Source organism: Streptomyces sp. NPDC001530 (genome assembly GCF_042894545.1).
In the GTDB taxonomy this organism is placed as follows: domain Bacteria; phylum Actinomycetota; class Actinomycetes; order Streptomycetales; family Streptomycetaceae; genus Streptomyces.
On the sequence record NZ_JBIAVS010000006.1, the window covers coordinates 400,865 to 413,808 of the forward strand.

A 12,944-nucleotide genomic window follows, 5' to 3' on the forward strand; every position below is an offset into this window, starting at 1 on the left:
CGCCGACCGTACCGTCTAACTGAGCGACCCCGGGGAAGTGCGGGCAGGCCCCACGCCGCCCGGCACGCACTCTCGCCGCACCAGTCAAAGGCCCAAGTAGCTCCGCGCTACGAGGGCCTTCGTCCGGCACGCCGAGGGCACGTGCCGCACGACGCGGGAACGCACCCGCAGTTCCCCGGCGCCGCTCACCCCCAACCCCTCCGTACCGGTGAGGAACACGCATGCGCACAGCCCTGCTCCAGAGCTCCGGCCGCCCCGGCTCGATCGTCGAGAACCTCAAGGTGCTCGACGAGGCCGCGGGTCGTGCCGCCGCCGCTGGCGCCGGGCTCCTGGTCGCGCCGGAGATGTTCCTGACCGGGTACGCCATCGGCGACGACATCGCCCGCCTCGCCGAGCCCGCTGACGGCGACTCCGCGGACGCGATCGCCGAGATCGCCACCCGGCACGGTGTAGCGGTCGTCTACGGCTACCCCGAGCGCGCGGGCGAGTCCGTCTTCAACTCCGCCCAGCTGATCTCAGCCGACGGCACCCGCCTCGCGAACTACCGCAAGACCCACCTCTTCGGCTGCTTCGAGCGCGACCACTTCACGCCCGGCGAGCAGCCGGTCGTGCAGGCCGAGCTGAACGGCCTCCGCGTCGGCCTCATGATCTGCTACGACGTCGAGTTCCCGGAGAACGTCCGCGGGCACGCCCTCGCCGGTACCGACCTCCTGCTCGTGCCGACCGCGCAGATGCACCCGTTCCAGTTCGTCGCCGAGTCCGTCGTCCCGGTGCGCGCCTTCGAGAACCAGATGTACGTCGCGTACGTCAACCGGGTCGGCCAGGAAGGGGAGTTCGAGTTCGTCGGGCTCTCCACCCTCGCCGGACCCGACGGGGTCGCCCGCGTCCGGGCCGGCCGCGGTGAGGAACTGGTCTTCGCCGACGCCGACCCCGTCTTCCTCGCGGCCTCGCGCGAGGAGAACCCGTATCTGAAGGACCGCCGCCCCGGTCTCTACGGGTCCCTCATCTGACGGTCACTCGCCAAGCTTCCCCCTCACCAGCTTTCCCGCAAGGAGTCCGTACCCCATGACGTCCACGGTGCCCAACGCCGTCCAGCACGCCGATGTGCAGCAGCCGCCGATCACCATGTTCGGCCCGGACTTCCCGTACGCGTACGACGACTTCCTCGCGCACCCCGCGGGTCTCGGCCAGATACCCGCGACCGAGCACGGCACCGAGGTCGCGGTCATCGGCGGCGGCCTGTCCGGCATCGTGGCCGCGTACGAGCTGATGAAGATGGGCCTCAAGCCCGTCGTGTACGAGGCCGACGAGATCGGCGGCCGGCTGCGGACGGTCGGCTTCGACGGGTGCGACCCCTCGCTGACCGCCGAGATGGGCGCCATGCGCTTCCCGCCGTCCTCCACCGCCCTCCAGCACTACATCGACCTGGTGGGCCTTCAGACCCGGCCGTTCCCCAACCCCCTCGCCGAGGCGACGCCCTCGACGGTCGTCGACCTCAAGGGCGAGTCGCACTACGCGACCACCGTCGACGACCTGCCGCAGGTCTACCGCGATGTGATGAACGCCTGGAACGCCTGCCTCGAAGACGGCGCCGACTTCTCCGACATGAACCAGGCCATGCGCGAGCGCGACGTCCCGCGCATCCGCGAGATCTGGGCGAAGCTCGTCGAGAAGCTCGACAACCAGACCTTCTACGGCTTCCTGTGCGACTCGGAGGCCTTCAAGTCCTTCCGGCACCGCGAGATCTTCGGCCAGGTCGGCTTCGGCACCGGCGGCTGGGACACCGACTTCCCGAACTCGATCCTCGAGATCCTGCGCGTCGTCTACACCGAGGCCGACGACCACCACCGCGGCATCGTCGGCGGCTCCCAGCAGCTGCCGCTGCGCCTGTGGGAGCGCGAGCCGGAGAAGATCGTGCACTGGGCGTACGGCACGTCGCTCGCCAAGCTGCACGACGGCACCCCGCGCCCGGCCGTGACCCGCCTGCACCGCACCGCCGGCAACCAGATCACCGTCACGGACGCGAACGGCGACATCCGTACGTACAAGGCGGCCGTCTTCACCGCCCAGTCCTGGATGCTGCTCTCCAAGATCGCCTGCGACGACTCGCTCTTCCCGATCGACCACTGGACCGCCATCGAGCGCACTCACTACATGGAGTCCTCGAAGCTCTTCGTGCCGGTCGACCGGCCCTTCTGGCTGGACAAGGACGAGGAGACCGGCCGGGACGTCATGTCGATGACGCTCACCGACCGTATGACGCGCGGGACTTACCTGCTGGACGACGGTCCGGACAAGCCCGCCGTCATCTGTCTCTCGTACACGTGGTGCGACGACAGCCTCAAGTGGCTGCCGCTGTCCGCGAACGAGCGGATGGAGGTCATGCTGAAGTCGCTCGGCGAGATCTACCCGAAGGTCGACATCCGGAAGCACATCATCGGCAACCCGGTGACCGTGTCCTGGGAGAACGAGCCCTACTTCATGGGCGCGTTCAAGGCCAACCTGCCGGGCCACTACCGCTACCAGCGGCGCCTGTTCACCCACTTCATGCAGGACCGGCTGCCCGAGGACAAGCGGGGTATCTTCCTCGCGGGCGACGACATCTCCTGGACGGCCGGCTGGGCCGAGGGCGCCGTGCAGACCGCGCTGAACGCGGTCTGGGGCGTCATGCACCAGCTGGGCGGGACGACCGACCCGACCAACCCCGGGCCCGGCGACGTCTACGACGAGATCGCGCCGGTCGAGCTGCCCGAGGACTGAGGCCGGGGGCGGGTTCGTCCCCGGGGCTCAGATTCCGGCCGCCCGAGCCGCCGTGTACAGCTCGGCGGCCAGGTCCTTGAGTTCCCCGGCGTCCCGCGGGGCGTCGCCGAAGTCGAGGAAGAACTCGTCGAGGCCGACCTCGGCGTGGGCCGCGAGGTCCGTCACGATCTGGTCGATGTTGCCCTGGAAGGGGGCGCGGTCCGAGCCGTCGTACGCCTTGGCCGTGTACTGGAGGTTCGCCCGCGCCACCGACTGGATGGGCTCCGTCCGCCCGCGCTCGGCCGCGTAGTTCCGCACTCCCTGCCACTGCGTGGCGAGCTGCTCGGCCCCCATGGCCACCGGCATCCAGCCGTCTCCGCGCTCGACGAGCCGGGACAGCGACTTCTTGGTGAAGGCGGGCAGCAGGATCGGGATCGGCCGGGCGGGCTTGGGGGAGACCACGGCCGACGCGATCTTGGTCAAGCGGCCCTCGTACTCCACCGGGTCCGGACCCCATACCGCGCGGCACACGTCGAGGACCTCGTCCAGGACCTGACCGCGCTCCTCGAAGGGCGCCACCCCCGCTGCCGCGTACTCGTCGAGCGACCAGCCCGTGCCCAGACCCGCGACGACCCGGCCGCCGCTCGCCGCGTCCAGCGTGCCCAGGGCCCTGGCCAGCTGGAACGGGCCGTGCAGCGGGGCGACCAGGACGCTTGTGCCGAGCCGGACCCGCCGAGTGGCCGGGACGGCCAGCGTCAGCGTCACCAGTGGCTCGGCGAGGCCGCGGTACGACGAGGGCCAGGGCACTCCCGGCATGCCGTACAGCCCCTGAGTCGCGGGTTCCGGGAACAGGGCGCGCTCGAACACCCACAGGCTCTCGTAGCCGATCTCCTCGGCCAGGCGCGCCACGTCCGGCACATCGCGTCCGATGTCGTACTGGTGCGTTTGCGGAAGACTCAGCCCGAGCCGAGTGGCCATGCTTGTGCTCCTTTGCATCAGATGCATCAGACGTATCGATCAGCAACGTATCGCTTACTACGTCGCGTTCCGCGCCGTACGCGGTGGTGTGACCTGATCAGCCCGGCAGCGGTGTGAGCAGCATCCGGCCGGCGAAGCCGACCGCGGCGTCGAGGCGGTCGCCGAACTCTTCCGCCAGGTCGGGCAGGCCGCGCAGCGCCCACAGGGCCCGCGCCGCCGACCAGGTGGCGTCGCGGGCTCGCTCGAGGCTCCACGAGCCGAGCAGATGGGTGAGCGGATCGGCGATCTGGAGCAGGTCGGGGCCCGGCATCAGATCTTCGCGGACGCGTTCCTCCAGCGAGACGAGGAGGTCGCCCACGCGGTCGAACTCGTCCTCCAGATCGGCCGGTTCGCAGCCGAGCGTACGACAGGTGTCCACGACGGCCAGCGCCAGATCGTGCCCGATGTGCGCGTTGATGCCCGCGAGCGCGAACTGCAGCGGACGTACACCGGGATGACGCCGGAACTGAAGCAGCGGGCGCCAGCAGGCCGGTGGACGGCCCTCCTCGGCCACCGCCAGATAGCGCTCCGCGAACCGCACGTCCAGCGTGATCGCGGCCTCGGGATCCGGGAACTCCCCGGCGTCCAGGCGCCGGTCGACCTCCTCGGTGACGGTGAGGTAGACGCGGTTGAAGACCGCGATCCCGTCCCGCTCGGGCAGCGTCGCGTCGAGGGTGCGCATACGGGAGACGACCGCGTCTACAGGAGTGGTGAACTGTGCCAACTGCGCCATAGGGGCAGCGTCCCAGTCCTAGGCTGGCGGGAGCGCCGCCGGGCCGGACGCTTCCCCAGAACGGGGGAACGCGTCCGTGGCGGGAGTGGGTCCGTGGCGGGAGTGGGGGGAGCAGTACGTGTCAGGCTTACGTGCCCAGCGGCTGGCGGCGCGCAGGGCAGAGCGCAGGCGGGCCGCCCGGCGCGGCGCCATGGTCGCGGCGGCCTCGGTCGTGGTCGCCGTCGGTACGGTGACCGGGATGCTGTCCGCGCTCGACGACGGGCGCCCCTCCGACGACGCCAGACCGCTGGTGACCCGCTCGCCCAGCCTCCGGACGCTGCCCGCGGTACCGAGCCCGTCACCCACGTCGGCCTCGCCGTCGCCGACTTCGCCCACGTCAGCGTCCCCGAAGCCGAGCCCCAAGCCGTCCACCAGCAAGAGGAAGCCGGAGACCGCGGCCGCGCCCGCCCTGCTCTACCGCCACCCCGACTCCCAGGTCCTCGACTGGGTCAAGGCCCATCCCGGCGACTCCCGGCACGAGGTGATCGAGTCCCGGATAGCCGACCGCCCGGCCGCCGTCTGGTTCGCCGACTTCACACCGTCCACCATCACCGCACAGGTCAGGGCGGTGACCTCGGCCGCCGCCGCGCAGGGCCGGGTCCCGGTCGTCGTGCCGTACACCGTCCCGCAGCGCGACTGCGGCGGCGCCTCGGAGGGCGGGGCGCCGGACCTCGCCGCTTACGACGGCTGGATCGACAAATTCGCGGCGGGGCTCGGCTCCGGCGAGGTCGTCATCGTCCTTGAGCCCGACTCGATCGCCCAGTCCGACTGTCTCAGCGAGGGCCAACAGGCCGACCGGTTCGCCTCGTTGGCCCGCGCGGGCCGCGTCTTCAAGGCCGCGAACCCCAAGGCCCGCGTCTACTACGACGCCGGCCACTCCGACTGGAACCCCGCCGTCAAACAGGCCTCGCTGCTCGACCAGGCGGGCGCCGCCTCACCCGCCTCCTCCGACGGCATCTTCACCAACGTGTCCAACTTCCACCGTACGAGCGACGAGATCGCGTACGCCCGACAGGTGCTGTCCGCGCTCGGTGGCCCCGCGGGCCTGGGCGCCGTCATCGACACCAGCCGGAACGGCGCCGGTGCCCCGGCCGACGGCGAGTGGTGCGATCCTCCGGGCCGGAAGATCGGCCAGGCGCCGACCCTGACCACCGGGCAGGCCAGGATCGACGCCTATCTGTGGGTGAAGCTGCCGGGCGAGTCCGACGGCTGCAAGGGCACGCCGGGGACCTTCTCGGCGGAGTACGCCTATGAGTTGGCGCGCTGATCCTCGAACTCGTCGTACGAGGACGTGCCCTCGTCGAGGAGCGGCCCCTGCGTCTTGAGGTGGGCCGGTGCCATCGCCCGCAGCGCGTGATAGCCGGTGATCACGACGAGGGTGCCGAGGGCGATGCCGCTCAGCGAGAAGGTGTCCGTGAACTTCAGCGTGACGCCGCCGACGCCGATGATGATGCCCGCGGCGGCCGGCACCAGGTTCAGCGGGTTGCGCAGGTCGACCCGGGCATGGAGCCAGATCTGGGCGCCCAGCAGGCCGATCATGCCGTACAGGATGACGGTGATGCCGCCGAGGACGCCGCCCGGGATCGCCGCCACGACCGCGCCGAACTTGGGGCAGAGGCCGAAGAGGAGGGCGAAGCCCGCGGCGGCCCAATAGGCGGCGGTCGAGTAGACGCGGGTGGCGGCCATCACGCCGATGTTCTCGGAGTAGGTGGTGTTGGGCGGGCCGCCGACCGCGGTGGAGAGCATCGAGGCGACGCCGTCCGCGGAGATCGCGGTGCCCAGCTTGTCGTCCAGCGGGTCGCCGGTCATCTCACCGACGGCCTTGACGTGACCGGCGTTCTCGGCGACCAGCGCGATCACGACGGGCAGCGCGACGAGGATCGCCGACCACTGGAAGGACGGGCCGTGGAAGCTGGGCAGCCCGATCCAGTCCGCCTTGCCCACACCGGACAGATCGAGCCGCCAGTGGTCGGTGAGCTTGCCGCTCGCGTCCACCGAGTGGATCTTGCCGAAGATCCGGTCGAAGGCCCAGGAGATCCCGTATCCGAAGACCAGACCCAGGAAGATCGCGATCCGTGACCAGAAACCGCGCAGGCACACCACGGCCAGACCGGTGAAGAGCATCACCAGCAGCGCCGTCCACTGGTCCTGCGGCCAGTACGTGGACGCGGTCACGGGCGCCAGGTTGAAGCCGATCAGCATCACGACCGCGCCGGTCACGATCGGCGGCATCGCGGCGTGGATGATCCGCGCCCCGAAGCGCTGCACGGCGAGTCCCACCAGGAACAGGGCGATCCCGACCACGAAGACCGCGCCCGTCACCGTCGCGCTGGTGCCGCCCTGCGCGCGGATCACCGCGGCGACGCCGACGAAGGAGAGCGAACAGCCCAGGTAGCTGGGCACACGGCCGCGGGTGGCGAGCAGGAAGATGACCGTCGCGACGCCGGACATCATGATCGCGAGGTTCGGGTCGAGGCCCATGAGGACGGGGGCGACGAAGGATGCCCCGAACATGGCCACCACGTGCTGGGCGCCGAGCCCGGCCGTGCGGGGCCAGGAGAGGCGTTCATCGGGGCGGACGACCGCTCCGGGGGCGGGCGTGCGCCCGTCGCCGTGCAGTTTCCAGCGCACGCCGAGGTCCATAGTGAGGCTTCGCTTTCTGTACGTGAATCTGTCCGGACCATTGTCAGGGGTAACCAGCCGCCCTACGCTCGCTCGGCCCTACTGATGAACTGCGTTCATATCGCTGATCGGAGTGGTCAATGAGTGCCAGACCCCGACTGGGCGTGGTCGTCGCCGCCGTGGTGACCTGGCGGCCGTCGTCGTCCCCTCCGCCTCGGCGCACGCCGCGCCCAAGGTCCCGAAGGAGCCCCTGGACGGTCGTCGACAAGCACCGGTTCGCGGCGAGCGACGTCGTGCACGCGGCCGCCGACGCGGGGGACCGGGCCGCGCAGGCCGCCGTGCCGCAGCTCGAAACGCCGCCCGGCGGCGACCTGTGGGTGCTACGACCGGCGGCGGAGCAGCTGGACTCGATCGCGGGCTGACCAGTCCCGCACAGACAGGGGCTCCTGAGCGGCCGCTTAGGATGGGGTGACCCCGCCGTCCCCTCCGGCACCTCAGGAGCCCCGCCCGTGACCGCCGAAGCACCACCCGCCGCCCCCGTCCTCGCCTACGGACGGCTGATCCCCGTCACCGTCCACTTCGACGACCTCGACGCGCTCGGGCTGCTGCACAACGCCCGCTACCCGGTGATGGTCGAGCGAGCGTGGACCACGCTGTGGAACGAGCGCGGCTTCGGCTTCGCGGGCGACTGGGAGGCGGCGGGCGATTTCTGCAACGCCGTCAAGGAGCTGCGGATCAGCTACGAGGCCCCGGTCAACCGGCCGGGCGCGTACGCCGTCCACCTCTGGCTGGAGCGGCTCGGGAACACCGGACTGACGTACGGGTTCCGCTTCTGCTCGGCCGACGGCGCGGTGACGTACGCGCACGGCACCCGGGTCCTCGTCCGGCTCGACGCCGGGACGCTGCGCCCGACGCCGTGGAGCGACAGGTTCAGGGCCTTGGGTCGGGAACTGCTGCGCTCGCGGGGCTGACCTTCGGCCGACCCCGGTCACCCGCCCGCAGCACCCCCGCGAACGCGACGAGCCCGCAGGCCAGCACGGTCACCAGCCCGAACGACACCACCAGGCTCGTCGCCTGCGCCAGCGTGCCGATCGCGCCGGGCGCGACCAGCCCCGAGGTGTACGTGATGGTGGCGACGCCCGCGATGGCCTGGCTGGGGTTGGGGCCACTGCGGCCGGCCGCGGCGAAGCAGAGCGGGACGACGACCGCGATGCCGAGGCCCAGCAGGGCGAAGCCGCCCATGGCGACCGCCGGGGTGTCGGCGACCACGACGAGCAGTCCGCCGAGCGCCGCGCAGACACCACCGACGCGTACGGTGCGTACGGCGCCGAAGCGGTCCACGATCCGGTCGCCCGCGATCCGCGCGAGGGCCATGGTGAGTGTGAAGCCCGTGGTGCACGCCGCCGCGAGACCCGCCGACGTGTCCAGCTGGTCGCGCAGATAGACCGCGGACCAGTCCAGGCTCGCGCCCTCCGCGAACACCGCGCAGAACCCGACCGCGCCGATGAGCAGCGCCGACCTGGGCGGCAGGGTGAAGCGCGGCGGCGGCTCCTCGTCCTCGGTCGGCTTGATGTCGAGCACCCACTGACAGGCGACCAGGCCCAGCACGGTCAGCACCGCGGCGGCGAGCGCGTGGTGCAGGCGTGCGTCCGAGCCCAGGTGCGCGGCGAGCGTGCCCGCCGCCGAGCCGATCAGGGCGCCCGCGCTCCACATGCCGTGCAGCCCGGACATGATCGACTTGTCGAGGCGGTTCTCGACCTCCACGCCCAGGGCGTTCATCGCGACGTCCGCCATGCCCGCCGTGGCACCGAAGGTGAAGAGCGCCAGGCACAGCGTGTACAGGTTCGGCGCGAGGGACGGCAGGATCAGGGCCAGCGTCCACAGCGAGATCAGTCCCCGCAGCGCCGTACGGGCGCCGAAGGTGTGGCTGATCCGGCCCGCGAGCGGCATCGCCACGGATGCGCCGATCGCCGGGAACGCGAGGGCGATGCCGAGCTGCCCCGCGCCCACCGAGGCGTGGTCCTGGATCCAGGGCACGCGGGTCGCGAACGACCCTGTGACCGCGCCGTGCACCGCGAACACGGCGGCCACCGCGTACCGTGCGCGCTTCAATTCGCGCATGTCGTAGACCACTTCACCCATGGTGCCGCTGCCCCTCCCGGACGTCCTCCCCATGCTGCCGCCGTAAACTATCAGGAACCCTGCCTGATAAATAGCGGATTTAAGGGAGGGGGAGTCCGGGGTCCAGCCCCACTGATCCGGGAGGAACCCGTGAGCCGGAAGGATTCCGCGATCTGGGAGGATCCCGGCATGCCCGCATCACCGCGCACCGCCCGGGCCATCAACGACCGGCTCGCCCTGCGCCTGCTCCAGCAGGAAGGCCCTTTGACGGCAGGGCAGTTGAAGCAGCTCACCGGACTGTCCCGGCCCACGGTCGCCGACCTCGTGGAACGCCTTACGGCGGCCGGGCTGATCTCCGTGGTGGGGGAGTCCGGGGAGCAGCGGCGCGGCCCGAACGCCCGGTTGTACGGGATCGTCGCCGACCGGGCCCATCTCGCCGCCCTCGACGTGCGGACCGAGGGCGTGTCCGTCGTCGTCTCCGACCTGCTCGGCGCGGAGCTCGCCCGGGCGTCGGTGCCCATCGCGGACGACACCGGCACGGGGCCCGCCGTCGAGCAGGCGGTCACGCTGGTCGAGCGCGCGGCCAAGGAGGCGGGGGCCGAGCGTCTGCACACGGTCGGCATCGGGGCCCCCGGTCTCATCGACCCGGCGACCGGCGAACTGCGCGACTCCTCGGGCCTGCCCGAGTGGCACCGCCGTCTGGTCGCCGCCCTTCAGGAACGCCTGCCCGCCCGTGTCCTGGTCGAGAACGAGACGAACCTCGCCGCGCTCGCCGAACAGCGCGACGGTGCCGCGCGCGACCGCGACACGTTCGTGCTGCTGTGGCTGGGCCACGGCACCGGTGCCGCGGTGATTCTCGACGGAAAGCTCCGCCGCGGTGCCTCCGGCGGCACCGGCGAAATCGGCTTCCTCCCTGTGCCCGGCACGTCGACCCTGCCCTCGGCGACGGACTGCGAGGGCGGCTTCCACTCGCTGGCGGGGGCGGCGGCCGTCGCCGGGCTCGCGGCGGAGTGCGGCGTCGTCGTGGCGGAGGCCGCGCCGCACGAACCGCACGCGGCGACCCTGGTGCGGCAGGCGGCCGCGACCTCCGACGCCCCGGCCTCCGCCCGCTTCCTCGACGCCCTCGCCGACCGCCTCGCCATCGGCGCCGCCTCCGTGATTGCCGTGCTGGACCCCGGCTGCGTGGTCCTGGGCGGTGAGGTCGGCCGGGCGGGCGGGGACGTGCTCGCCGCGCGGGTCGCCTCGCGGCTGGTGCGGATGTCGCCCCTTCCTACCGAGGTGCGTGCGAGTGCGCTGGGCGGCGGGGCGGTACTGCGCGGCGCGCTGCTCACCGCCCGCGACGGCGCGCAGGAGGAACTCTTCGCACCGCGCGCCGGGTAGCCCGGGGGTGGGTGACTGGGGGTGGTTTTTCGCCCCCTCCGCCCTTACCCGGTCTCGTCCTTGGGGGCTGCCGCCCCCAGACCCCCGCTATCGCGCTGACGCGCTCGTCCTCAAACGCCGGACGGGCTGAAGATGCCCGGCCGGGGCTGAAAGTTTTCAGCCCCGGCCGGTGAAAGATTCAGCCCCTCCGGCGTTTGAGGAGCGGGGTCTGGGGCGGAGCCCCAGGTACGGGACGGGTAGGGGCGGAGGGGGCGAAAACCCTGGTCACCAGCACCCCGCCCGGGTCACCCCTGCCGTCCGCCCCCGAACCGCGCCGCCAGGTACTCCTCGAACGTGCCCTTCCCCACGGCGTGCCCCGGCGTCAGATGCCCCCCAGCCCGAAACGCCCGATACCCCTTCCCCGCAAGGGGGACATTGACCAGTGGGCGCCGCCTCCCGGCGGCCCGGAGATAGGCACGGGCCAGCGAGGGGAACGTACGCACCTCGGGCCCGCCCATGTCCTCCACCCGCCCCACGGGAGCGCAGACCGCCAGCGAGGCCAGCCGGTCGGCGACCTCGGCGACCTCGATCGGCTGGTCGCTGACGCCGGCGGGGAGGAGCAGGACCGGCGGCTTGGCCAGCGCCGCGAGGACCTGGAGTACGAGGTCGTGGAACTGGGTGGTGCGCAGGATCGTCCAGCCGAGCCCCGACTCCTCGACCAGCTTTTCCACGGCGAGCTTGGTCTTGTAGTAGCCGAACGGCACCACGTCCACGCCGACGATCGAGATGTAGACCAGGTGCGCGACACCCGCCTCGCGCGCGGCCCCGATCAGATGCGCGGCCGCCCGCTCGTCGCCCCCGCGCGGCGAACTCGCGCAGTGCACGATGGCGTCCACGTCGGCCACGGCGGCGTCCAGCCCCGGCCCGCCCTCGCGCAGATCGACGGCGTACGGCTGCGCGTGCCGGCTGAGCACCCGCACCTCGTGGCCGTCCGCCCGCAGCCGCTCGGTGACGAGCCGGCCGAGGGTTCCGGTGCCGCCGGTCACCAGGATCGTGGTCATGCTCTTCAGCCCCTTCGGACGTCGGACGCTCCCAGGTGGAGCGCCCTCTGTCAGTTGAGACCGAGGCAGGCACCGCGAATGTGACAACGTCCGGCCATGACGTCGCGGCCGACACGACTCTGCGGCCGACCAGGCCTTCGCCGGATCCGAAGCCGTGGATCAGACCTCGATCAGGCCTGGGCCCGCGCCACCTGGCGCCCCACGAACTCCAGCTTGTCCGGGTTCAGTACCGCCCGCACCTGCGTGCACAGGCCGTCGTGGACCTCGAACGTGACGACACCGAGGAGACGGTCGTCCGCCCGGGCGAGCAGCGCCGCGCTTCCGTTGACCTCGGCCACCGTGACGTCGACGTCGTCCCTCGCGAACGAGCCCACGATGCCCGCCAGGAAACGCAGGACCTTCTCGCGCCCCTCGATCGGCCGGAGCGCCGCGGAGACCTTGCCGCCGCCGTCGGACCACCAGGTCACTTCGGCCGCGAGCAGACTCTCCAGACCGGCGAGATCGCCCTCGCGGGCCGCCGTGAGGAAGGACGCGACGAGCCCGGCCTGTTGTTCGGGCGCGGCCTCGAAGCGGGCCTCCGGCGCGGCGACCCGCCGCACCGCCCGCCGGTACAGCTGACGGCAGTTGGCCTCGCTCAGCTCCAGTACGCCGGCGATCTCCCGATGGCCGTACGCGAAGGCCTCCCGCAGCACGTACACCGCGCGTTCGGTCGGGGTGAGCCGCTCCAGGAGGACCAGCAGGGCCAGGGACACGGCGTCGCGCCGCTCGGCCGACTCCAGGGGGCCGAGCGTGCCGTCCGAGGTGATCACCGGCTCGGGCAGCCACGGCCCGGCGTACTGCTCGCGCCGTGCGCGGGCCGAGGCCAGCCGGGTGAGGCAGAGGTTGGTGACGACTTTGGCGAGCCAGGCGCCGAGTTGCCCGATGGCCGCGCGGTCGGCGCCGCTGAAGCGCAGATACGCGTCCTGCACGGTGTCCTCCGCGTCCGCGGCGGAACCGAGCATGCGGTAGGCCAGCCCGAACAGCCGCGGGCGATACGTCTCGAACTCATCGGCGAGGCTCGTCGTCACGCCCCCAGCCTGGCAGAGACCGGGTTGGAGACCCGGCGGCGGGGCAAGGGCCTCCGTCACCGCCGCCGGGTCGATCGGGGGCGACCATTCGGTGTCGGCAAACCGGTTTCAACAAGCAGTGATCGCCGACCTTAAATGGACTAGACCAAAGCGTCAATAGGTATGGACCATCATCAAGGAGGGGGA

Annotated in this window: 11 protein-coding genes and 1 pseudogene; 6 read left to right on the forward strand and 6 right to left on the reverse strand. The window is 71.7% G+C overall.

Features of this window, described 5'->3' with window-relative positions:
* Positions 1-221 precede the first annotated feature (221 nt).
* Positions 222-1,010: a carbon-nitrogen hydrolase family protein gene (locus tag ACFY0T_RS14715; RefSeq protein WP_388869171.1), complete on the forward strand. Its 789-nt coding sequence runs from the start codon at positions 222-224 to the stop codon at positions 1,008-1,010.
* A gap of 55 nt (positions 1,011-1,065) precedes the next feature.
* On the forward strand, positions 1,066-2,760 hold the full coding sequence (locus ACFY0T_RS14720; RefSeq protein ID WP_388869173.1) for a flavin monoamine oxidase family protein: 1,695 nt from the start codon (positions 1,066-1,068) through the stop codon (positions 2,758-2,760).
* Positions 2,761-2,787: 27 nt separating this feature from the next.
* On the opposite strand, the gene ACFY0T_RS14725 is transcribed toward ACFY0T_RS14720, so the two are convergent.
* Both ACFY0T_RS14725 and ACFY0T_RS14730 read right to left on the reverse strand, forming a co-directional pair.
* Complete coding sequence (locus tag ACFY0T_RS14725; protein ID WP_388869175.1) at positions 2,788-3,717, reverse strand: LLM class F420-dependent oxidoreductase; 930 nt, start codon at positions 3,715-3,717, stop codon at positions 2,788-2,790.
* A 97-nt stretch (positions 3,718-3,814) separates the two neighbouring features.
* Entirely contained in the window at positions 3,815-4,489 is a 675-nt protein-coding gene (locus tag ACFY0T_RS14730) for a DUF5995 family protein (protein WP_388869178.1), read from the reverse strand.
* Positions 4,490-4,679: 190 nt separating this feature from the next.
* Between ACFY0T_RS14730 and ACFY0T_RS14735 the strand changes: the two genes are divergently transcribed.
* Positions 4,680-5,795 carry a glycoside hydrolase family 6 protein gene (locus ACFY0T_RS14735; RefSeq protein ID WP_388869414.1) on the forward strand — a complete coding sequence of 372 codons (1,116 nt, stop codon included), beginning with the start codon at positions 4,680-4,682 and terminating at the stop codon, positions 5,793-5,795.
* Here the strand turns inward: ACFY0T_RS14735 and ACFY0T_RS14740 are convergent.
* Positions 5,777-7,171: a uracil-xanthine permease family protein gene (locus ACFY0T_RS14740; RefSeq protein WP_388869180.1), complete on the reverse strand. Its 1,395-nt coding sequence runs from the start codon at positions 7,169-7,171 to the stop codon at positions 5,777-5,779. The genes ACFY0T_RS14735 and ACFY0T_RS14740 overlap by 19 nt on opposite strands.
* Before the next feature lie 251 nt (positions 7,172-7,422).
* Here ACFY0T_RS14740 and ACFY0T_RS14745 point away from each other — a divergent pair.
* A pseudogene (locus tag ACFY0T_RS14745) lies at positions 7,423-7,572 on the forward strand (alginate lyase); the annotation flags it as partial.
* Positions 7,573-7,659: 87 nt separating this feature from the next.
* Complete coding sequence (locus tag ACFY0T_RS14750; RefSeq protein WP_388869183.1) at positions 7,660-8,121, forward strand: acyl-CoA thioesterase; 462 nt, start codon at positions 7,660-7,662, stop codon at positions 8,119-8,121.
* On the opposite strand, the gene ACFY0T_RS14755 is transcribed toward ACFY0T_RS14750, so the two are convergent.
* Positions 8,081-9,292: an MFS transporter gene (locus ACFY0T_RS14755; RefSeq protein ID WP_388869186.1), complete on the reverse strand. Its 1,212-nt coding sequence runs from the start codon at positions 9,290-9,292 to the stop codon at positions 8,081-8,083. The two genes, ACFY0T_RS14750 and ACFY0T_RS14755, sit on opposite strands and share 41 nt — an antisense overlap.
* A 168-nt stretch (positions 9,293-9,460) precedes the next feature.
* Between ACFY0T_RS14755 and ACFY0T_RS14760 the strand changes: the two genes are divergently transcribed.
* A complete protein-coding gene (locus ACFY0T_RS14760) occupies positions 9,461-10,651 on the forward strand; it encodes an ROK family transcriptional regulator (protein ID WP_388869417.1) in 1,191 nt (396 codons plus the stop codon).
* 284 nt (positions 10,652-10,935) lie between these two features.
* On the opposite strand, the gene ACFY0T_RS14765 is transcribed toward ACFY0T_RS14760, so the two are convergent.
* Positions 10,936-11,691 carry an SDR family oxidoreductase gene (locus ACFY0T_RS14765; RefSeq protein ID WP_388869189.1) on the reverse strand — a complete coding sequence of 252 codons (756 nt, stop codon included), beginning with the start codon at positions 11,689-11,691 and terminating at the stop codon, positions 10,936-10,938.
* 170 nt (positions 11,692-11,861) lie between these two features.
* Positions 11,862-12,758 carry an RNA polymerase sigma-70 factor gene (locus tag ACFY0T_RS14770; RefSeq protein ID WP_388869192.1) on the reverse strand — a complete coding sequence of 299 codons (897 nt, stop codon included), beginning with the start codon at positions 12,756-12,758 and terminating at the stop codon, positions 11,862-11,864.
* Between the last annotated feature and the right edge of the window lie 186 nt (positions 12,759-12,944).